Source organism: Jiangella ureilytica, from assembly GCF_004348545.1.
Lineage (GTDB): Bacteria > Actinomycetota > Actinomycetes > Jiangellales > Jiangellaceae > Jiangella > Jiangella ureilytica.
Genome location: NZ_SMKL01000047.1, coordinates 1 through 19,632 on the forward strand (window position 1 = coordinate 1; position 19,632 = coordinate 19,632).

Annotated in this window: 16 protein-coding genes; 3 read left to right on the forward strand and 13 right to left on the reverse strand. The window is 73.6% G+C overall.

The window, feature by feature from the left end:
• From E1212_RS19330 to E1212_RS19340, 3 genes are all read left to right on the forward strand, one after another.
• A partial coding sequence (locus tag E1212_RS19330; RefSeq protein WP_203417012.1) for a hypothetical protein occupies nucleotides 1-491 on the forward strand: 491 nt, incomplete at its 5' end.
• 81 nt (nucleotides 492-572) lie between these two features.
• Nucleotides 573-2,450, forward strand: coding sequence for an FtsK/SpoIIIE domain-containing protein (locus E1212_RS19335; protein WP_131985436.1), 1,878 nt, complete (start codon nucleotides 573-575; stop codon nucleotides 2,448-2,450).
• Between the two features lie 17 nt (nucleotides 2,451-2,467).
• Complete coding sequence (locus E1212_RS19340; protein WP_131985438.1) at nucleotides 2,468-2,776, forward strand: hypothetical protein; 309 nt, start codon at nucleotides 2,468-2,470, stop codon at nucleotides 2,774-2,776.
• 14 nt (nucleotides 2,777-2,790) lie between these two features.
• On the opposite strand, the gene E1212_RS19345 is transcribed toward E1212_RS19340, so the two are convergent.
• The 13 genes from E1212_RS19345 to E1212_RS19405 form a co-directional block, all read right to left on the reverse strand.
• On the reverse strand, nucleotides 2,791-4,023 hold the full coding sequence (locus E1212_RS19345) for a GNAT family N-acetyltransferase (protein WP_131985440.1): 1,233 nt from the start codon (nucleotides 4,021-4,023) through the stop codon (nucleotides 2,791-2,793).
• Between the two features lie 58 nt (nucleotides 4,024-4,081).
• A complete protein-coding gene (locus E1212_RS19350; RefSeq protein ID WP_131985441.1) occupies nucleotides 4,082-4,465 on the reverse strand; it encodes a hypothetical protein in 384 nt (127 codons plus the stop codon).
• 17 nt (nucleotides 4,466-4,482) lie between these two features.
• The gene (locus E1212_RS19355; RefSeq protein ID WP_131985443.1) at nucleotides 4,483-5,088 is read right to left on the reverse strand and encodes an Mce/MlaD family protein; all 606 of its coding nucleotides are present in this window, start codon (nucleotides 5,086-5,088) and stop codon (nucleotides 4,483-4,485) included.
• A gap of 125 nt (nucleotides 5,089-5,213) precedes the next feature.
• On the reverse strand, nucleotides 5,214-6,512 hold the full coding sequence (locus tag E1212_RS19360; RefSeq protein ID WP_131985445.1) for a hypothetical protein: 1,299 nt from the start codon (nucleotides 6,510-6,512) through the stop codon (nucleotides 5,214-5,216).
• Nucleotides 6,509-9,307, reverse strand: coding sequence for an FtsK/SpoIIIE domain-containing protein (locus tag E1212_RS19365; RefSeq protein ID WP_131985447.1), 2,799 nt, complete (start codon nucleotides 9,305-9,307; stop codon nucleotides 6,509-6,511). The genes E1212_RS19360 and E1212_RS19365 overlap by 4 nt, the downstream gene beginning before the upstream one ends.
• 204 nt (nucleotides 9,308-9,511) lie before the next feature.
• On the reverse strand, nucleotides 9,512-10,000 hold the full coding sequence (locus E1212_RS19370; protein WP_131985449.1) for a hypothetical protein: 489 nt from the start codon (nucleotides 9,998-10,000) through the stop codon (nucleotides 9,512-9,514).
• Nucleotides 10,001-10,376: 376 nt separating this feature from the next.
• A complete protein-coding gene (gene trxA / locus E1212_RS19375) occupies nucleotides 10,377-10,700 on the reverse strand; it encodes a thioredoxin (protein WP_131985451.1) in 324 nt (107 codons plus the stop codon).
• 49 nt (nucleotides 10,701-10,749) lie between these two features.
• On the reverse strand, nucleotides 10,750-11,718 hold the full coding sequence (gene trxB, locus E1212_RS19380; protein WP_131985453.1) for a thioredoxin-disulfide reductase: 969 nt from the start codon (nucleotides 11,716-11,718) through the stop codon (nucleotides 10,750-10,752).
• Between the two features lie 88 nt (nucleotides 11,719-11,806).
• The gene (locus E1212_RS19385) at nucleotides 11,807-12,643 is read right to left on the reverse strand and encodes a hypothetical protein (protein WP_131985455.1); all 837 of its coding nucleotides are present in this window, start codon (nucleotides 12,641-12,643) and stop codon (nucleotides 11,807-11,809) included.
• Nucleotides 12,640-13,278: an RNA polymerase sigma factor SigM gene (sigM, locus tag E1212_RS19390; protein ID WP_203417013.1), complete on the reverse strand. Its 639-nt coding sequence runs from the start codon at nucleotides 13,276-13,278 to the stop codon at nucleotides 12,640-12,642. Before sigM ends, E1212_RS19385 begins: the two co-directional genes overlap by 4 nt.
• A 23-nt stretch (nucleotides 13,279-13,301) precedes the next feature.
• Nucleotides 13,302-16,820 (reverse strand): murein biosynthesis integral membrane protein MurJ, encoded by a 3,519-nt coding sequence (gene murJ / locus E1212_RS19395; protein ID WP_131985459.1) that lies wholly within the window; start codon nucleotides 16,818-16,820, stop codon nucleotides 13,302-13,304.
• Nucleotides 16,817-19,015, reverse strand: a complete 2,199-nt coding sequence (locus E1212_RS19400; protein WP_131985461.1) for a DUF6049 family protein — start codon at nucleotides 19,013-19,015, stop codon at nucleotides 16,817-16,819. The genes murJ and E1212_RS19400 overlap by 4 nt, the downstream gene beginning before the upstream one ends.
• Nucleotides 19,012-19,476: an NUDIX hydrolase gene (locus E1212_RS19405; RefSeq protein ID WP_275296191.1), complete on the reverse strand. Its 465-nt coding sequence runs from the start codon at nucleotides 19,474-19,476 to the stop codon at nucleotides 19,012-19,014. The genes E1212_RS19400 and E1212_RS19405 overlap by 4 nt, the downstream gene beginning before the upstream one ends.
• Nucleotides 19,477-19,632: the final 156 nt, after the last annotated feature.

Consider the following 19,632-nt stretch of genomic DNA (forward strand, 5'->3'; position numbering starts at 1 on the left):
CCCCGACGCTGCCACCGGGCATGCGCCAGCCCGAACCCGTCACCGTCCCCGACCCCGCCACGGTCGACGGCGGCGACCCGACCGCCGTCGCCGTCGCGGCGCTGACCGCGGCCTACAGCTTCGACACCGCGCACGACGCGTCGTCGGCCGACGCCATGGACCGGGCGCAGACCTGGCTCGCTGCGCCGTACGACTCCTCCGCCTACGACCTCGACGGCCTGCGCCAAGACGTCGAGCGCGACTGGGAGCGCTGGTCCCAGCACCAGGCGTTCGCCTCGATCAACGGCATCGAGCCGCACACCACCGACGTCGACACCCCCGACACCGCCACGCGCGCCGAGCGCCGGTTCTACGTCCGCATGACGCCCATCGGCCGCGACGCGTGGAACGGCCCGCTCGTCGAGCACCAGTGGTTCGCGTTCCTCGAGCGCGCGTCGGCCGGCGACCCGTGGCGCGTCGTCGGGCTGCAGACGCCGCTGGCGCATCGCTGAGCCGTCCCCTTGTCACAACACCCCCGCAAGACGCACCTTCGAAGACGAGGACACGAACGCACCGAACGAGAGGCAGCCGGCGTGGCGCGACATGACCCGGTCGAGTCCTTCACCACCGGCTCCGGACCCCCGGAGCCTGAGGCGAAGGACGACAGGTTCGCGTCGGCGCGCCCGGCCGGGCCCACCATCAAGGGCTTCACGCCCGCGCAGCTCACGGCCACCGCCATCGGCACGGTCCTCCTGGCCGTCAGCCTGTGGGCCATCCTCGCCAGCCTCGACCAGGCGGTCATCGGCGTGCTGTTCCTGCTGCCGACACTGGCCTGCGCCTGCGCGTTCTACGCGGTGGGCGTGCGCCGGCGCATGCGCCAGGGGGTCATCGACGAGCTGGCCGAGGTGCTGGCCCGGCACATCGGCGTGCCCGACGCGACCTACCTCGACATCGACGCGCGGCAGTGGCAGGGTCGCGGCTGGGTCGGCGTGCCGCACGTGCTGAACATCCAGTACCCCACCGAGGTCGACGACTCCGCACCCGACTGGGCCTCCGGCGTCGCCGAGGCCGTGCATGCGCAGCTGGACGAGCAGTACACCGTCGGGCGGCACAACGTCCGCGGCCACCGGCTCACCCTGCGCGACCCCACCCGCACCGGCGGTACCCTGACGCCCGAACCGGCCGCCCGGGCCGACCGCGCCCGCGACGCCGTCCGCCGGGCACTGCCCGAGACGGTGGCCCGGCCGGTTCCCACACAGGCCGACCTCACGTCGTGGCTGGTCCCCCTGGGCGTCGACGGCGCCGGCACCCGGGTCGGCTGGAACCTGGCCGCGCCGCAGGGTCACCTGCTGGTGCTCGGCCGGTCCGGCGCCGGCAAGCGCGTGCTGCTCACCGGCATCGTCGTCGAGGCGGCGGCGCGCGGCTGGCCGGTGTGGATCATCGACCACCGCCGGGTCGACCTGCTGGGCGTGCGCGACTGGCCGAACGTGCAGATCGTCGCGTCCACGCTCGACGACCAGATCGTCGTGCTCAACCAGGCCTGGCGCGAGATGGAGGGCCGGGTCGCGCTCATCGAGTCCGGGTCCAGCCGCACCGAGCTCGAGCCGCTGGTCGTCGTCGTCCACCACTTCCGCGAGTTCGCGTCCGCCGTGGCCGACGCCGCCAACCGCGCCGGCCAGGGCCCCGCCGCCGCGTCGCTCGCCCTCGACCGCGTCAACGACCTGCTGCGCCACGGCCGGCAGGTCAACGTCTACGTCGTCCTGAGCATCCAGCGCGCCGACGACCCCTTGCTGCGCGAGGAGAACCGCGACGAGGTCGGCACCGTCGTCGCGCTCGGCCGGCTCGACAACCGCGCCGCGTCCACCCTGTGGAGCGGCAACGTGCCCGCGGAGCAGGCCGAACCGGTGCCCGGCCGGGCCACCGTGCAGGCCGGCGACGGCACGCCGGTGCTCATCCAGTGCTTCTGGACGCCCGACCCGCGCGAGGCCCGCCGCGTCAACGACGAACAGGACCTCTACCTGCTCGACGCCCTGCGGCCCAACGTCGTCACGCACCCGGTGCTGCATGTGCAGCGGTCGCGGGCGCTGACCGACAGTCCCGAGGCGTCGTGGCGGGTCAACCTCAACGCCGATCTCGCCGAGGGCTACGGCTCCAGCACGTCCAGCCTGGCCGACTGGAGTCGCGCCCGCACCGGTGGCTCGTCCGGCGGCTCGGCGGGCGGTTCGGCCACCATCGCTCAGACCGAGGCGGCCGGCTGGTCCGAGATGGTCATGGTGTCGCAGCTGCAGGTGGGCAGCCTCGCCCGCCTCGACGACGACACCGGCTGGGTCATCATCGAGCAGGTCGAGCCGGTCCAGAACGACGGCACCAAGCTGCTGATCCGCTGGCGTGGCAACGACGGCGCCGGCTCCCAGATGGTGTCGCGAACCCGCGCGGTGCGCATCCGGCACCTCAACGACGGCATCTACTAGGGGCAGGGACGCCGACCATGGCCGACAACGTCTCCGACAACGACCTCTTCGTGATGTTCCTGGCCGCGCCGCTGGCGCTGCCGGTTGCCGCGCCGCTGGTGTTCAGCTCGTGGGAGGAAGGCCGCGAGTGGATGATCGAACGCGGCTTCATCGCCTCGCCCGAGGACGCCGTGTGGGAGGTGCCCGGCTGGGAGGGCGCCGGCGTCAGCGGCGCCCACGTCGTCCTGGGCGTCTGCCTCATCGTGCTGGTCCTCGCCCTCGGCTCGGTCGTCTCGCGGCGCAACAGGAGCAGGAGGATCGACACCGAGGGCTGGGGCCAGGGCTGACGCTCGGGCCTGCCTCAGAAGATCTCCACGGTCACCGGTGCGCGGTGCCAGCCGAACGCGGTCGCGGTGCGCGCCACTGCGCCCGGGGTCCGCTCGGTGACCAGGCCGCCGGCCGCTAGCGTGGCCGCCGAGACGCCGCCCAGGTAGAGCGAGCCGAGCGCGCGGACGTCCAGCGCCAGGTCGGCCTCGGCGTCGGTACGTGTGACCTCGGCCGACTCGACGGACCCGGCCAGCCGCCACCGGCCCGCGTTGCCGGGGAAGGCGTCGTCGGCGACCTCGAGCACGACGTCGACGGGTGCGGCGTAGCGGCGAGCGGCCAGCGCGCCGGCGACGTCGAGGATGCGGACCCACAGCGAGCCGTCGGCCGACCCGACCAGGCCGTCGGGGTTGGTGACCAGGTGCGGCAGCGGGTCGTCGACGGGCCCGTGCGTGTACTTGACCGTGCGCACGAGGTCGATGGTCGTGAGGAACCGCCAGAGCGCGGCGTGCGCCTCGGGCGTCTCGGCCAGCAGCTCGGTGATGCGCACCTCGCCGTCGGGACCGGTGTCGCCCCAGCCGGCCTTGGTGCGGTAGCGCGCATAGCCGCGGACGCCGCCGTCGTCCTCGAACAGGACGGTGCGCTCCGCGGTCATGCCGCGCCGCCAGGCCTTGGGGTCGGCGGTGAGGTACTCCCACCACTTGCCCGGCCGGCTGGACAGCCCGGGCCGCGCGGCGCGGATGCGGTCGTAGACGGGCACGATGACGTCGAGGACGTCGCGGGTGACGGCACGCCGCAGCCGGGCGCCGTCGGGCAGGGCGCCGACCACCGAGGTGTCGCGGACGGAGATCTCGTACGACACCCGCGACGACGCGAGCCCGTAGCCGTACCGTCCGTAGATGGCGCCCTCGCTGGCCCACAGCACCGCGAAAGGCTCGGTGCCGCGGCCGTGCGCCTCGGTGAGCATGGCGTTCATGAGCGCCGTCAGCACGCCGCGCCGCCGGTGGGTCGCCGCCACCCCGACGCCGGTGACGTGCGCGGCCGGGACGACCGCGCCCGGGACGCTCATGTCGCGCGTGATGACCAGTCCCGAGCCCACGATGCTGCCCGCGTCGGTCATCAGCTGCGTCCGGTCGGGCTCGAACACCAGCCGGTTCAGGTCGGCGGTGTCGTCGTCGACGTCGTCGAGGAAGGCGCCGTGGATGTGCGCCTCGAGCTCCGTGTAGTCGTCGTCGGTGGCGGTTCGGAGTACCAGCTGGTCGTTCGTCACCGTCCTTGTCTAGCGCATGGCCCTTGGCCGGACCAGAGGTTTTCCGGGGCTTCGAGGTTCAGCCGGCCGCGAGCCGCTCGCGCTGCCGCTGCCGCTCGATCTCGTCGAGCGCCCGCCCGTGCGCGCGCCGCTTCGCCGTCAGCTCGCCGTCGACCTTCTGGCAGGCGGTCTTGAGCAGCTCGACGATCTGGTTCCAGCGCTCGGCGAGGGCCGTGCGGGCGGCGGCGAACGCGGAGTCGATGGCGGTGTCGAGCCGGCCGCGGATGGCGGCGTCGTCGGGGAGCGCCTCGGCGGTCTTCGCGGCGAGCCGCTGCCGCACGTGGGCGAGGTCGGCCTCGGTGTCGTCGCGGGCGCCGGCGGCCTGCGCGATGGCCGCCCGCAGCGCCGCGAGCGACTTCTCGAGCGCCCGGATCTCGCCCTCGAGCTGATCGGCGACCTTCATGGACGGCAGGTACACCGCTACCGCCGGGCGACGTGGACGGCCTCGTGGCCGCGGTCGCGGATGGCCCTGGCAGCCGCCGGGATGACCTGGCCGAGCCGCTTCTTGACCTGCGCGAGGTTGGTGGTGACCTGGCCGGCGCCCTTGGTGATCTGCTCGCCGCTGTCGAGGATCTGGTCGGTGCTGCGGCCGATCTGCTGGGCACCGTCGGCGATGCCGTCGACCGCGCGCTCGAGCTGGTCGGCGCTCTGGCGCAGGCTGTCGGTGAACCGGGTGACCTGTGCGGCGATGGGGCGGATCTGCGGCTCGAAGACGGCGGCGAGGTCGGTGTCGCCGCGCTGGAGGTCGTCGCAGGCCGCCTGGAGCAGCCGGGCGCCGTCCTCGGTGACGGCCGCGGCGCGTTCGAGCTCCTCGAACTTGGCCCGCGCGTTCTCGGCCCGGGCCCGCAGCCGCGCGGTGGCCGCCTTCGCCTCTTCGGCGGGCGCCCTGAGGTCGCGCAGCGCCTCGATGGCAGCATTGGCCTTCTGCTCCAGCTCGGTGAGCCCGCGCGAGGTCTCTTCGCCGCCGCGGGTGAGCCCCGCGGAGACGTCGATGAGGATCTCGCCGGATTCCTTGATGCTCGGCATCGGACGCCGCCCTTCTGGGTCTGTGGCCCGCATCCGCCGGGATCGGTCGGGCCGTCTACATCTGTAGGTGGTTTCCGGACCGCGAATGTGACGCGTTGCGGCAATTCAGTGCGGGCCAGTGCGTCTCAGAGCGCGCCGGCGCCGATGTTCGCCGCCGCCAAGGCGAGCAGGGCCGGGCCGCCGATCTGGGCCGCATACCGCGCCAGCCCCAGCGGGTGCGGCCGGCGTGCGAGGCCGGCGCCGCGGCACACCCGCGGCGACCGGCGGGCGGCCGCCACCCCCACGCCGACGGCGACGACGACGAGCGTGCAGGCGGCGAGCAGCGCGAGCGACACGGCGGCCGACGTCCGCGTGCCGGCGACGACCATGACGGCGGCACCGGCCAGCCCGGCTCCGACCGCCGCGCCCAGGGAGACGCGCCTGGTCTGCTCGTCGCGGGCCGCCAGCCAGCCGGCGAACTCCTCTTCGGCCAGCCGCAGCGCGTCGCGACGGCGGCCGAGCGACGTCAGCGCTACACCGAGATCGGCGCCGCCACCCGAGCGGCGCAGCCGGTCGAGCCCGCCCGGGCCGGCGGTTCCCGAGCGGGGAACGCGGCCGTTGCCGGCGTGGGCGGTGCGGCCGCTGTCGTCAGCAGGCTCGGTGTCATGGCCGAGTGGGCGCGCCCGGCCGGGCTCACCCGTGCGGGGGGTGTGGCCGTTGCCGGGGTGGGCGGTGCGGCCGCTGTCGTCAGCAGGCTCGGTGTCATGGCCGAGTGGGCGCGCCCGGCCGGGCTCACCCGTGCGGGGGTTGTAACCGTTGCCGGCCTGGGCGGACGGGACGCTGTGGTCGTCGGGTTCGGTGCCGTGGCCGGGCGGGCGCAACCGGGCGAGTCCGGCCGGGCTGACGGTCGCTGGGCGGGGACCGCGGCCGGTGCCGGAGCCGGCGGGGTGGCGGCCGTCGTCAGCAGGCTCGGTGTCGTGGCCGCGTAGGCGTGCCCGGCCGGGCTCACCCGGCCCGGGACCGCGGGCGTCGAGGTCGTCGTCGGCCGGATCGGGGAGGGCGAGGTCGGCCTCGGTCCCCCAGGTGGCCGGTGGGAGGGGGAGTCCGTGCGCGGCCCGGACGGCGGCGCAGTGGTCGAGGCCGTCGTCGGCGGCGAGGGCGGCGCGGTCGATGCCCCTCAGCCGGGACGTGGCCGTCAGCTCCCGCTGCTCGGTGTCCTCACGGGTGCCGGCGTCGTCGTTGCGCAGCAGCTGCTCGGTGCTCTGCACGGACGACGTGAACCGGGCCAGGGTGGCGCAGTAGGCCCGCATGGCCGGGCTGCGCGCCGGCTGCCCGGCCGGCCCGGCCGCCCTTCCGGCACCGCCCTGCCCTGCGGGAGCACCCTGCCCGGTCCGCGCCGCGGTGCCGTGGTCGCCGACCGCGCCGAACTCGAGGTCGGCGGTCATGGGAGTGCCCCGGACCCGGGCGACGGCGACACGGCGGCCGACACCACCGGACGCGGCTCGGGCAGGACCGAGCCGACCTGAAGGGGATCGAGCAGGACGGGGTCGGCGTCGCCGGCGAGGTCGTGGAACCAGAGCCGGCCGCGCGTGGCGGGGAACGGCGGCCGGACGCCGAGGAAGGAGGTGGTGTCGATGAGGTCGCCGCCGGCGTCGGCGCGCAGCTGCAGCCGCTCGCCGTGCTGGCCCAGCTTGCGCCGGCGGTCGGGGGTGTCGAGCCAGATGAGGGGGAACACCGACTGCGCCGGCCCGGCGCCGCACAGCCAGCCGAACGGGTGCGGCTCGTCGGTGTACATGGGGGCCTCGGCCGAGCTGTACTGCAACCCCAGCACCGCGACGAACACCGGGCCGGGCAGCCCGCCCGCGACCGACGGCAGCTCGTCGAGCGCGTTCTCGCCCAGCACCACGGCGCGGTCGCCGAGCCAGTCGACCACCTGGTCGAGCGAACGCCGTCCGGGAATGCGCTCGGGCAGCAGGTCGACGACGACGACACCGGCGTCGTCGCAGCCGGGCTGCAGCGCGAGACCGGCCAGGACACCGCTCACCGCACTGACGGCATGGGCCTCGTCGCGGCCGGCGAGCAGCAGGCCGCGGCCGTCGCCGGCCCGAGCCGGCACGCCCACCAGCGGAGGCGACACCCCGACCGGCGCCCCCACGTACATCGTCGGCAGCGGCGCCGACGACAGCACGGGCGCGACGTCGGCCACGTCGACCCCGCCGGTGCCGCGGCTGACCCGGATGCGCGGGTCGGTGCCGTCGCGGGCGACGACGGTGTCGCGGATGCGGCGGCGGTCGTCGGCGTCGAGCAGGCCACCCTGGAACAGCTGGTCGGCGTCTTTGTCGCCACGGGCCTGGTTGAGGACGCCGGACCCGCGGCGGCCGGTGTCGAGGCGGTCGCGCACGGTGCGGTCGAACAGGATGCTCAGCTCGTCGGGCTTGCAGCGCAGCCCGACCCGCAGCTCGAGCTGGTCGAACACCGACGCCTTCTGCGCGGCCCGGCCGGAGCCGACGGAGTTGAGGCTCTGGGTGGCCAGCAGCACGTGGATGCCCTGGCTGCGGCCCTGCTTGACCAGGACGTCGAGGGTGTTCCAGGCGGCGTCCTCGGTGGGGCCGGCGAGCATGAGCTGGAACTCGTCGGCCACGAACAGCACGCGCGGCAGGACCCGCCCGGTGACCTCGCGGTACTGGGCGATGTTCTTGATCTCGCGGCCGGAGTCGGCGGAGGCCTGCTTGAACAGCTGCTTGCGCTCGGCGTCGACGGCGGCGAGGTGGCGCAGCACCCCCAGTGCGAACGTGGCGTCGGCCTCGATGCCGACGGCGCGCACGTGCGGCAGCGCCGGCCGGCCGGGCCGGGGCGCGTACTCGGCGAACTCGACACCGGCCTTCATGTCGAGCAGGTAGAGCTCGAGCTCTTCGGGCGGGTAGCGGCGGACCAGGGCGTGGATGAACGCGTGCAGCAGAGTCGTCTTGCCCGACCCGGACGGCCCGACCACGATGCCGCCGATGGCCACGCCTTCGTCGTCGCCGACGGTCAGCTCGATGGGGGAGCCGTCGGCCGCCTGGCCCACGACGGCGCCGATGCGCGCCGCCGTCGTCCCCGTGGCCGCGGGTTCGGCGGCCAGCAGCTCGGACAGCACGACCGGACGGTTGACGCCGCTGCGGACCGCCGGCGCGAGGACCGTGGTGAGGAACCGGTGCTGGGCGGAGCCGGGCGGGTTGGGGCAGCGGAGCCGGGCGTTGTGCAGCAGCGCCGGCGGCGAGGACTCCCAGGTGGCGCCGCCCTCGTGGTCGACGTGGATGTGCTCGGCGTTCTCGAGGAGGTCGGCGATGGCCACCCCTTGCGGCAGCTCTCGCCCGGCGTCGACGACGGCCACCACCGCGATGCCGCACCGGTTGCCCGTGCGCGCCAGCGACCAGAGCTGCTGGGCGTCGTCGGCGGTGAGGTGCGGGCCGAGCCCGGCCGCCAGCACGAGCGCGCACGGGATGCCCTGGGCGGTGCCCTCGTGCCAGCGGGTGACCAGCGAGTCGTCGTCGCCGAGCAGCACCTGGCTGTTGAGGCGGTGGACGTGCTCGCGCAGCGCCCGCAGCTCGGCCGAGACCTCGTCGTGCGTGGCGCGGACGCCGCCGGCCACCAGCGGCTCGGGCAGCCGGCTGAGGATGCCGAGGTTCTGTCCCAGGCCGCCGGGGTCGAGCAGGTGCAGCCGCAGCGAGCCGGGGAGTGCCGACGCGAGGGCGCGGGTGGCGAATGCCTGGGCGAGGTTGTGCGCAGGCGCCCGGCCGCCGGGCGCGTGGGTGATGACGACGTTGCCGCCCAGCGCGGGCAGGACGAAGGGCAGCTCGACGATGCTGCTGGGGGAGGCGAGCCCGAGCGTGGCCGCCCGCACCACCTGGGTGACGTCGACGGGCTGGTCGTAGGGCTCGGCCCAGAGCGCGGACTCCCAGCCCTCGTGGGCGTAGCCGGGGCCGCGCGCGAGCAGTTCGGTGATGTCGAGGCGGACGCGGTCGGCCGCGGCGAGCAGAGAGGCGTGTGACCGGGCCTGACGGCGGCGGGACTCGCGGGCGATGGACTGCTGGTCCTCGGTGAGCCGGTGGCGTTCGCGCCGCGCGGCGGTGTCGGCGAGCGCTCGCAGGTGGAGCGCCGCGTCCTCGGTCGCCCGGACGGCGCCGGCCAGAGCGGCGGGGCCGTCGTCGTCGGGGTCCGGGCCACGGAGGAGACCGGGACGGAGGGCGGTGACGCGCATGCCTGCCCTTCCTGTCGAGGTGCCTGTCCCCTACGAAAGTGCGCGGGATGGCCGCTTTGTGACGGGAAGGAGCGGAGCTTCTGCGGAGGGCGTTCAGGGTCCGGCGACGACGGCGTCAGGGTCGAGGGCTCGGGCATGACGCGGCCGGCCGACTCCGGGGTGTCGGCCGGCGAGGGTGCTCCGGGTCATACGAACGGGCGAGGATCAGAGATGGTCGTCGTCGCCGTCATCGGGAACTCGGACGAATCGTTCGAGCATTTCCGCTTCGGTTTCCCATTCGGGATACTTGACCAAGATCGAACTGGTGACCATTCCGATGCCGAGGCCCACTCCGAACACCCAGAGGTCCGCTGAGAACCATCCGAGCAGAGCAATGGCGCCGGCGCCCGTCAGGGCACCCTGACCGACCACCGTCGCCCACCCCGCGACGTAGTCGTTGTCCCGGCGCCGGGCGATGAAGTCGACCCCGCCGCAGGCGAGGCCGATGACCGCGACGGGAATGAAGGCCGCATGCAGGTCGGCGACGCCCGCCAGGTCGGCGAGCGTGGCCAGCGCGGCCAGGATGATCGCCACGATCGAGGCGATCATCGTGCCGATGCCGAGCAGCAACAGCTTGGTCTGCCGCACCGCCATCGAGGTGTAGGCCTCGACCGCGGCATTCTCGGCGTTCACCAAATCGTCTCTGTATTCCATGTACACCTCTCGCCTGACGTCCCAGAGCCCCGGTCACTGACACGGTAGGTGTCCTAGCAAGGACTTCCGTGACGAGATGATCCGGGAGAACTGAGGACTCGGCAAACGGAGCGGCTCGTTTCTGCGGATACGACATTCAATGTCGGTTTCGGTCTCCGGGGCAAGAGGTCCGGAGCAAACTAGTACGCGCTACAACGTCTTTTTACGGCGATTGTGACGGTTATGTCCGAATGATTTTTCGTCCGGTCGGACGATGGTGGCCGCCGATCGGCCGATGGGTGCACAGACGACGGCGCCCGCCGGGCGGACACTGGAGTCCGCCGGCGGGCGCCGGTGTGCGGTGCGTTGCGCGGGCCGTCTGGTCGCCGCGAAGGCGTCAGCCCACGTAGTCGGCGAGGTCGTTGAGGAGCGCGGCCTTCGGCTTGGCGCCGACGATCTGCTTCACGACCTGACCGCCCGAGTAGACGTTGAGGGCGGGGATCGAGGTGATGCGGTAGCTGGCGGCGATCTCGGGGTTCTCGTCGACGTTCAGCTTGACGATCTCGAGATTGTCCTGCGACTTGGCGATCTCCTCGAGCACCGGGGCGATCATGCGGCACGGCCCGCACCACTCGGCCCAGAAGTCGACGAGGACGGGCTTGTCGCTCTGGAGCACCTTCTCGTCGAAGTCGGCGCTGGTGACGTGCTGGATGTTGCCCATGGAGGACTCCTTGATGGTGGGCGCTTCTGTGGTGACGGAGCTGGGGTCGTCAGGAGACGACGAGCTCGGGCTTGGTGGCGCGGGCGTCGTCGAGGTCGGCGAGGTACCGCTCGGCGTCGAGCGCGGCCTGGCAGCCGGTGCCGGCGGCCGTGACGGCCTGCCGGTAGGTGTGGTCGACGACGTCGCCGGCGGCGAACACGCCGGCGATCTCGGTGCGGGTGGACGGGGCGTCGACGAGGACGTAGCCCTCTTCGTCGAGGCGGACCTGGCCCTTGAACAGCTCGGAACGGGGGTCGTGGCCGATGGCGATGAACAGCCCGGTGACGGGCAGCTCACTCTCGGCGCCGGTGACGGTGTCGCGCAGCCGCAGCCCGCTGACCTTCTCGTCGCCCTGGACGTCGAGCACCTCGGTGTTCCACAGGAACTCGATCTTCTCGTTCGCGAACGCCCGCTCCTGCATGACCTTGGAGGCCCGGAGGGAGTCGCGGCGGTGGATGACGTAGACCTTGCGCGCGAACCGGGTGAGGAACGTGGCCTCCTCCATGGCGGAGTCGCCACCGCCCACCACGGCGATGTCCTGATCGCGGAAGAAGAACCCGTCGCAGGTGGCACACCACGACACACCGTGCCCGGACAGCCGCTTCTCGTTCGTCAGGCCGAGCTCGCGGTAGCCCGAGCCGGTGGCGATGATGACGGCGCGGGAGCGGTGGACGGTTCCCTCGCTGTCGGTGACGGACTTCACGTCGCCGGTGAGGTCGACCGCGATGGCGTCGCGGGTGAGGATCTCGGCGCCGAACCGCTCGGCCTGCGCGCGCATCTCGTCCATCAGTGCCGGGCCGATGATGCCGTCGCGGAAGCCGGGGTAGTTCTCGACCTCGGTGGTGTTCATGAGGGCACCACCCCAGCTGACCTCGCCCTCGAGGAGCAGCGGCTCGAGCCGCGCCCGGGCAGCGTACACAGCGGCCGTGTACCCGGCCGGCCCGGAACCGATGATGATCAGGTCACGGATCTCTGTCACGCCTGTACCTTCCTAGCGTCTGACGTTGGTTCATCTGCCCCAACGGATCCTAGGCGGTCGGCATTCCCGGCGGGGGTGTTGTGGCCCTTCACTCCGCCTTCGGGACCTGGACCTGCGGCTCGAGCGTGGCGGTCGAGTACGAGTGGCAGGTGTCGAGCAGCCATCCGTCGTAGGTGTCGGCGCCCTCGAGGACGATCAGCACACCGGCCTCGAACGTCTCGGCGCCGACGACGGGCTGCCCCAGCTCTTCGGACAGCTCCTCGCCGCAGCCAGGCCCGCCGGTGGGGCGCTCGCTGACGATGCTCGCGACCGCGGCCTGCAGCTCGGCTTCGTCGACGCCAGGCGGCGTGGCGAAATCGTCGCCGCCGCTGTACGTGGGCACATCATCGTCGTGGCCGTCCCCAGCGGTCACCGTCGGATCAGGCGCCCCACGCAGCGGGCCGACGCTGGTGGGCTCGTCAGACAGCGCGGAGCCGGCGGCGACCTCGGCGCTGTCGCCGGCGCTACCGCTGTCGTCTCCGCCGCCGGTGCCGCCGCTGACGACGACGTAACCGGCCAGGCCGACGACGGCGACACTGGCGGCCGCCGCGAGGCCCTGGGGGAGCCGGCGCCGGAACCAGGCGACGGTGCCGCCCTCGGACCCGGACGCCCCCGCCGCGGCGGACGCGGCCGTCGCCGCACCGCCCGACGACCGCTCGGCGGCCAGCGCGTGCGAGATGCGGGCGGCGACGAACTCGGGGACGGGCAGCTCGGCCGGCAGGGCGCCCAGCGCGACCGTGACCTGGGCCAGCTCGTCGATGGCGGCCTGGCAGGTGAGGCACTGATCGACGTGGGCGCGGGCCTCGCGCGCCTGGGCGCCGTCGAGCACGCCTTCGGCCAGTTCGGCCAGTACGTGGGTAGGCGGATGGGCCTCGGTACCGCTCACCGATGCTCACCTCCCGTTCCACGCGATGTCCCAAATGGGACGTCGCCACCGGGTGCTTGGTTCCCCGTGGCGTTGCCCGTGGTGCTCAGCCGGCCGGGGGCCAGCAGCGGGACCAGCTTGGCCCGGGCCCGTGCGCACCGGCTCTTGACGGTGCCGACCGGGAGCCCCAGCATCTCGGCCGCCTCGGCGACCGGGTAGCCCTCGACGTCGACCAGGACCAGCGGGAGCCGCTGCTCGGCGGGGAGCGACGCGAGCGCCTGCTCGAGGTCGACGCGCAGGGCGGTGCGCTCGGCGGGGTCGGCGGACGGCTCGGTGGCCGGCGCGACGCCCGGGATCTCGGTGCCGTCGAAGGCGACCGGGTCGGCCGGGCGGGCCGCGGCGTGCCGGACGCGGTCGAGGCAGGCGTTGACGACGATGCGGTGCAGCCAGGTGGTGACGGCCGACTCGGACCGGAACGACGCCGCCCGGCGGAACGCGTTGATCATGGCGTCCTGCAGGGCGTCGGCGGCGTCGTGGGGGTCGCCGAGGGTGCGCAGCGCGACCGCCCACATGCGGTCCTGATGCCGTGTGACCAGCTCGCCGAAGGCCTCGGGATCGCCGTCGACGTGCCGGCGCAGGAGCTCCTCGTCAGGCACCCGGGGACCGGGCGAGGGCTGCGTCACCCCAGTACCTCCGCTTCGGCTATACCGCCTCGGTAGTTGCCGTCGTCCAATCGCGGCAACTGAGTGAACCACACGAGGAGGTACCGCGTGCTCACGGGCTCGTCGAGCGTGCGGGTGACATTCTGCTCGGCGTCCTGGACGGTGTCGACGGCGGTCCAGTCGTCGAGATCGCCGGGCGCCTGGGTGGCGTCCTCGGGGGCGACCCGCAGCTCGAACGTCACGCCCGCGTCTATCAGCGCCAGCCGGACCTCGCGCACGGCCACGACCTGCCCGAGGTCGAGGTAGACGCCGACGCCGTCCTTCTGGTCCTCGAGCGGGTCGAAGTAGTTGACGGTGTCCCAGACGGTCTCAGGGTCGCCGTCGATGATGTTCTCGGCGTCGCTCGGGTTCTCTTCGCCGTTGCCGAGGGGGTCGAAGTCGGTGACGCCGGCCAGCGCGACGGGGCTCGGCTCGGTCGCCGGGGTCTCCTCGGCCGGCGTGGTGCCGGTGGTGCCCGGCGCCGAGGTGGACGGGGTCTCGTCGTCGCCGGCGTCGTCGATGGCGCCGAGCAGCAGTTGCAGGCCCACCAGCGTGGCGCCGACCAGTAGCAGCATGGCGGCCATGACGCCCAGCAGCCGGGCCGTGCGGCCGGACTTGCGCCGCTCGCGCAGCTGCTCGACCCGGCTGGACGGCGGCGGGGTGCCGGGCTCGTCGAGCAGGGCCGGTGGCGCCGCGACCACCGCTTCGTCGGCCACCACCGCGCGGTGGTGGTTGCGCGAGCCGTTGGCCAGCTCCGTGGCGACCGCCAGCGGGGTGACCAGCGGGGTCGCGTGGTGCCGGCGGGCGTGGCCGATGCTGCGGTCGGTGACGGCGTCGAGCAGCCTCGGCACGCCGGGCCGGACCTGCCGCGGCGACGCCAGCCGGCCGTCGATGAGCGGCGCCGGTGCCAGGCCGCCGGGCGTGCCGATGGGCCAGCGCGCCGTCAGCGCGGCGTAGAGGACGCAGCCGATGCCGATGGCGTCGAGCTCGGCCGGGCTCGGGTGGGACGGGTCCGTCGGGGCGCACGGCGTTTGAGCCGCGCCGCGCAGCGCGTACTCGGTCTCGAGCCCGGCGATCTTTACCGAGCCATCGGCCGTGACGAAGACCAGCGTGGGGTCGAGGTGCCGGTGCGCCAGGCCCTGTGCGTGCGCCGTGGAGAGCGCCTCGGCGACCTCGCGTCCGACGGCGGCCGCCTGCTCCGGGTGGAACGCGCCGCCCGCCAGCAGCGCCGCCAGGCTCTGCCCGGGAGTCCACTCGCGCACGACGTAGGAGACCTCGTCGGTGCCGACGTCGAGGATGCGCAGGAAGCGGGGGTCGGAGACCGTGGACGAGACCCGGGCGGCCGTGGCGAAGCCGGGCGCGCGCGGGTCGTCGAGAGCGACCGCCTGCACGAACACGGCGCGCCGCAGGACGTCGTCGACCGCCTGCCAGGACTGTACGCCGTCGACGTCCTCGAGCAGCCGCTCGAACCGGTACCGCCCCGCCACCGTGCGCCGCTGCCCCCCGACGGGACCGCGGGGGGCGAACGGCCCCTCGGCCGTGGCGCCCGGCCGGGTGCCGGGCAGTGGCTGGACCACGCGCGCGCCGTCGCGCCCGGCGTCGAGGCCGACGGCGGCGGCGCCGCCGACACCCGCGCGGTCGCGATACCCGCCGGCGTGGGTGTCGAAGAAGCTCGGCACGCCGGGCAGGGTCTCGTCGAGGAAGAACTCCGACGTCATGTCGGGGTCGACCGGACGGCGGAAGATGCTGAGGGTGCCGGTCTCGACCGGGATGAGGTACTCGGCGGTGTCCTCGAGCAGGTCACCGGGGTCGACGGCGGTGCCCGGCCGGCTGCCGCCGCGCAGGCGCGCCAGCACCATGGCGACGGCGCTGCGCACCTCGTCCACGCGGAAGGCGTAGGCGAGGCCGACGAACGTGACGACGCCCACGGTCCCGCCGATGACCAGCTCGAGCATGCGCGCCAGCAGAGACGGCAGGGCGTCGCTGATGCCCAGTCCGGTCCAGCCCCGCCACACCAGCCAGGCCAGCGCGGCGGCGATGGCCGAGTGGATCAGCAGCCGGATGACGTGCTGGACGAGCCGGCCTCCGCCGAGCGTGCCGATGCGCTGCTGCAGGCGGACGGCGCCGACGGTGGCACCGACGAGGTAGGCGAGGCTGTAGCCGCCGGCCAGCGCCATGGTGACGTACTGGTCGCCCGGCGCCGCGACGGCGACGGCGACCGCGCCGATCATGATGACGGCCGAGACCCAGATCTGCGTGTAGAACGGCGTCTTGGTGTCCTGCATGGCGTAGAAGCCGCGCAGCACCAGGTAGTGGACGGTGAACGCGACCAGCCCCGGCATCAGCACGATCAGCGTCAGCGCCAGCCGCCCGGTCTGCCCGCCGGCGGACCCGTAGTCGAAGATCATGGCGGTCAGCGGGAACGCCAGCGCCGCCATCAGGGCACCCAGCGGGATGATGATCGCCAGGCACATGCGCAGCGCCGAGACCAGCTTCTCGCGGACCTCCTCGAGGTGGCCGTCGGAGGCGAGGTCGGACAACCGTGGCAGCAGCGCCGTGGCCAGCGAGACCGTGATGATGGAGTGCGGCACCATCATGATCAGCATGGCGTTGGCGTACACCGAATAGCCGGCGCCGGCGTCGCCCGCGTCGACGCTGCTGGCGCCCGATGCGACCTTCACCACGACCAGGTACGCGAGCTGGTTGACCACGACGAACGCGACGGTCCACAGGCCCAGCCGCACCGACTCGCCGAGCCCCTGGCCGCGCCAGTCGGTGCGGAACCGCAGCGAGAAGCCGGTCTTGCGCAGCACCGGGATGAGGATGACCGCCTGCGCCAGCACGCCGACCGTGGACCCGAGGCCCAGGAGCAGAGTCTGCGTGGTGGTGAACGGCTCGAACCCCTGGGTGCCGTAGGCGAAGAGGAAGACGCCGAACACCGCGATGGCGACGACGTTGTTGAGGATCGGCGACCACATCATGGGGCCGAACCGGCCCTTGGCGTTGAGCATCTGGCCGATGAGCACGTACAGCCCGTAGAAGAAGATCTGCGGCAGGCAGAACCGGGCGAACATGACCATGTTGTCGAAGTACGGCCGCATCTGCGGCTCGAGGTACTTGTCGTCGACGATCAGCTGCATCAGCAGCGGCGCGGCCAGCACCGCCAGCACCGTCGCCAGCCCCAGCACCGCCACGGACAGGCTGAACAGCCGCTGCGAGAACGCCTGGCCGCCGTCGGCGTCGTTCTTGATGGCGCGGACCAGCACCGGGACCAGGACGGAGTTGAGGACGCCGCCGCCGACCAGGATGTAGATCATGTTCGGCAGCACGTTCGGCACGTTGAACACGTCGGCCGTGGCCGCCGTCAGGCCGATGGCCGCCGCGATGACGGCGGCACGGGCGAAGCCGGTGAGCCGCGAGACCACGGTCCCGGCGGCCATGATGGCGCTGGAGCCCAGCAGCCCGGAGCTGCGAGGCGGCTCTTGCGTCGCGGTCACCGCGCGGCCTCCTGGGTCGGCCTCGCCTCCGTGGGCAGGTCGGGGAGGACGGTCTGGGGCGGAAGGCCGGACGGGTCGTCCGGGCCGTCGCCGCGGCGCCGGCCGCGCCCTTGCCGCCGGCTGCGCAGCGTGCGCCTGCCGATGGCGGCCGCGAACAGGGCACCCGCGACACCGACGATGATCCAGCCGATGGTGCCGTACTCGGTGGCGTTGACGACGGTGGGCACGGCGGGGCCGATGGGCCGGCCGTCGTCGGTGGTCAGTTGCACCTCGATGGGCACCCGGCCGTTGGCCGCGGCCTCGGCGGTGATCTCGACCAGCCGCTGCTCGCCGGGGAGCATCTCCTGGGTGGGCACCTCGGTGATGCGCAGGCGGTCGGGGTTGTCGGACTGGACCTCGAGACGCACGTTGACGGGGCTGTCGAGCTCGTTGGTGACGGTGAGCGGGAACGAGCCGGCCCGGCTGGAGAGCGTGACCGACTCGGGCACGTTGACGCTGACGCGCAGGAACCGCCCGGTGAGCTCCTCGGTGATGGCCCGGGCGTAGGAGACGCTGGTGTCGGGGTTGGCACGCCAGCCCGTGGACGCCGAGCGCAGGGTGGCCTGGATGAGCGCGGGGGTCACGTCCTCGGGTTCGGCCAGCAGCGTGCTGTACTGCGTGGCGTCGTCGCGCAGCTGGGCCGTGGCGGCAACGCTGGCTTCTGGCAGGAAGGTCGTGCCCTCGGTGGGGGCCGGCGAAACCTCCGGCGCCTGCTCGGCACCGGCGGCCTCGGCGAGGTCGACCGGCTCGATCCACGGCGTCGAGGTCCAGGTGTCGACGATGCTCTGCAGCACACGCTCGTCCGGGCGCCAGCGCACCGGCGGCGCCGCCACCAGCAACTCGGGCTCGGCGTCGTCGCGGGCGGCGGCCAGCGCGACCATGGCGGTCTCGGCGACCCAGCGCTGCTGGAGGTCGACGGCCCCGCCCGCGGAGTCGTCGGCGGCATCGGCGTCGGCCACGGCGCTGCTCAGCCCGGTGTCGGCGGCCACGGTGCGCAGGTCGGCGCCGCCCGCGGAGACGTCGCCGAGCGCGCCCGGGCCCTCGGACTCGAGGGCGTCGCCCGGCACCACGACCGTCCCGGCGCCGGCCTCGCCGAGCGTGGAGAGCACATCCTCGGTGACCGATCCGCCGTCGAGCCAGGCGATGCCCGGCGTGGCGCGGGACAGCTCCTGGCCGGCGGCGTCGGAAGCGGCCAGGGACTGCCGGGCCAGCTCGGCGGCCAGGGGAGGGTCGTGCTGCTCGAACGCGCCGAGGTCGGGCAGGGCGTACGGCAGCATCCAGACGTCGCGGTCCTGGGTGGTGAGGTCGAACAGCTCGAGCCACTGGCGCGCGGCGTCGCTACCGGCCTGCGGACCGTCGACCGGCCCGGACGGCGACGCGACCCGGTAGCCGTCGGACATCTGCCCGATGGTGTCGAGGAGGTCGGGGTCGACCGCCCAGGTGACCGGGGCGCCGCCGGTGGCCAGCAGCAGGTCCGACAGCGAGCCGTCGGGCGCCAGCTGCTCGGCCAGCGTGTCGTCGGTGAGCGTGCCGTCGGGCGTCATGCTGGGCCGGGCGGCGAGCGGCCAGAGCACGCCCACCGGCACGGCCGGCAGGTCCTCGGGGCTGACGTACGGCACGACGGTGCGGGTGGTGACGACGGTGACGCGGGTGTCGTCGTCCGGGCGCCCGGCCCGGACGTCGACGCCGACCGCGTAGACGCCGGCCTGGTCGAAGGCGAGCAGCTCGGCGGGGATCTCGAGGCTGTACGTGCGCGTCTCGCCGGGCTCGAGCACGTCGGTGACCTCGGCGAAGGTGTCGGTGAAGCGCCGGCCGGCGCGCACCTCGGGGTCGGCGGCCACCTGCCGGACGTCGGAGCGCTGCTCGAGCGGCACCCGGCTGAAGCGCGGCAGCACCTGGACGTCGAGGAGCGGCACCTCGCCGGTGTTGCGCAGGGTGCCGCTCAGCGTGAGGGTGTCGTCCTGAGGGGTCAGCGCACTGGGGCTGACCCCGGTGAACACGTTCGCGGCGCTCATGCCCTCACTCGGCGCCGGCTCGGTCTCGGCCGGGAGCGGCCCGGGCGCAGCGGCCGCGACACCGGGTGCCAGCAGCATCGCGGCGGCGACGGCGGCGGGTGCGGTGATCGCGGCGAGTGGGCGGAGGCCGGGCAGCCTCATGGCACGTCCTTCGGGGCGGCGCGGCCGGAGTGGGGGACGGCGCTCGCGGACTCCTCGCCGGGGCCGGGCACGGACGGCAGCAGCTCGCGCAGCCGCCGGGCCAGCCGGCGCTCGGACGCATAGCGCATGCGGCCCGCCAGTTCGTCCAGTGGCACCCACGCCACTTCGCTCACCTCCACGTCGTCGGTGCTCAGACTCCCACCGGTGGCCTCGAGGAGAAAGTGGTGCACCGTCTTGTGGATCCTCCGATTGTCCGCCACGAACCAGTAGTCGATGTCGCCCACCGGGGTGACGACCCTCGACTGCAGACCAGTTTCCTCCGATACCTCTCGCACCGCAGCTTCCTCGGGCGTTTCACCTGCCTCGACGTGTCCTTTGGGCAGCACCCACTCGAGCCGCCCGCGCCGGTCGATGCGGCCGATGAGGGCGACGCTCGACGGATGTTCGTACCGGTCGACCACGAGCCCGCCCGCTGAGGTCTCTCGGACGGTGCGCAGCCGCGGCCGGCTCGCCTTGCGCCGTCGCCTCGCCCCCCGACGTCGCCGATGATGCGGACCGTCGGCTGGCGAGGACGGCGAGCCGGGCATACGTCCAGAGTAGCCGGGATGTGGCCGCAC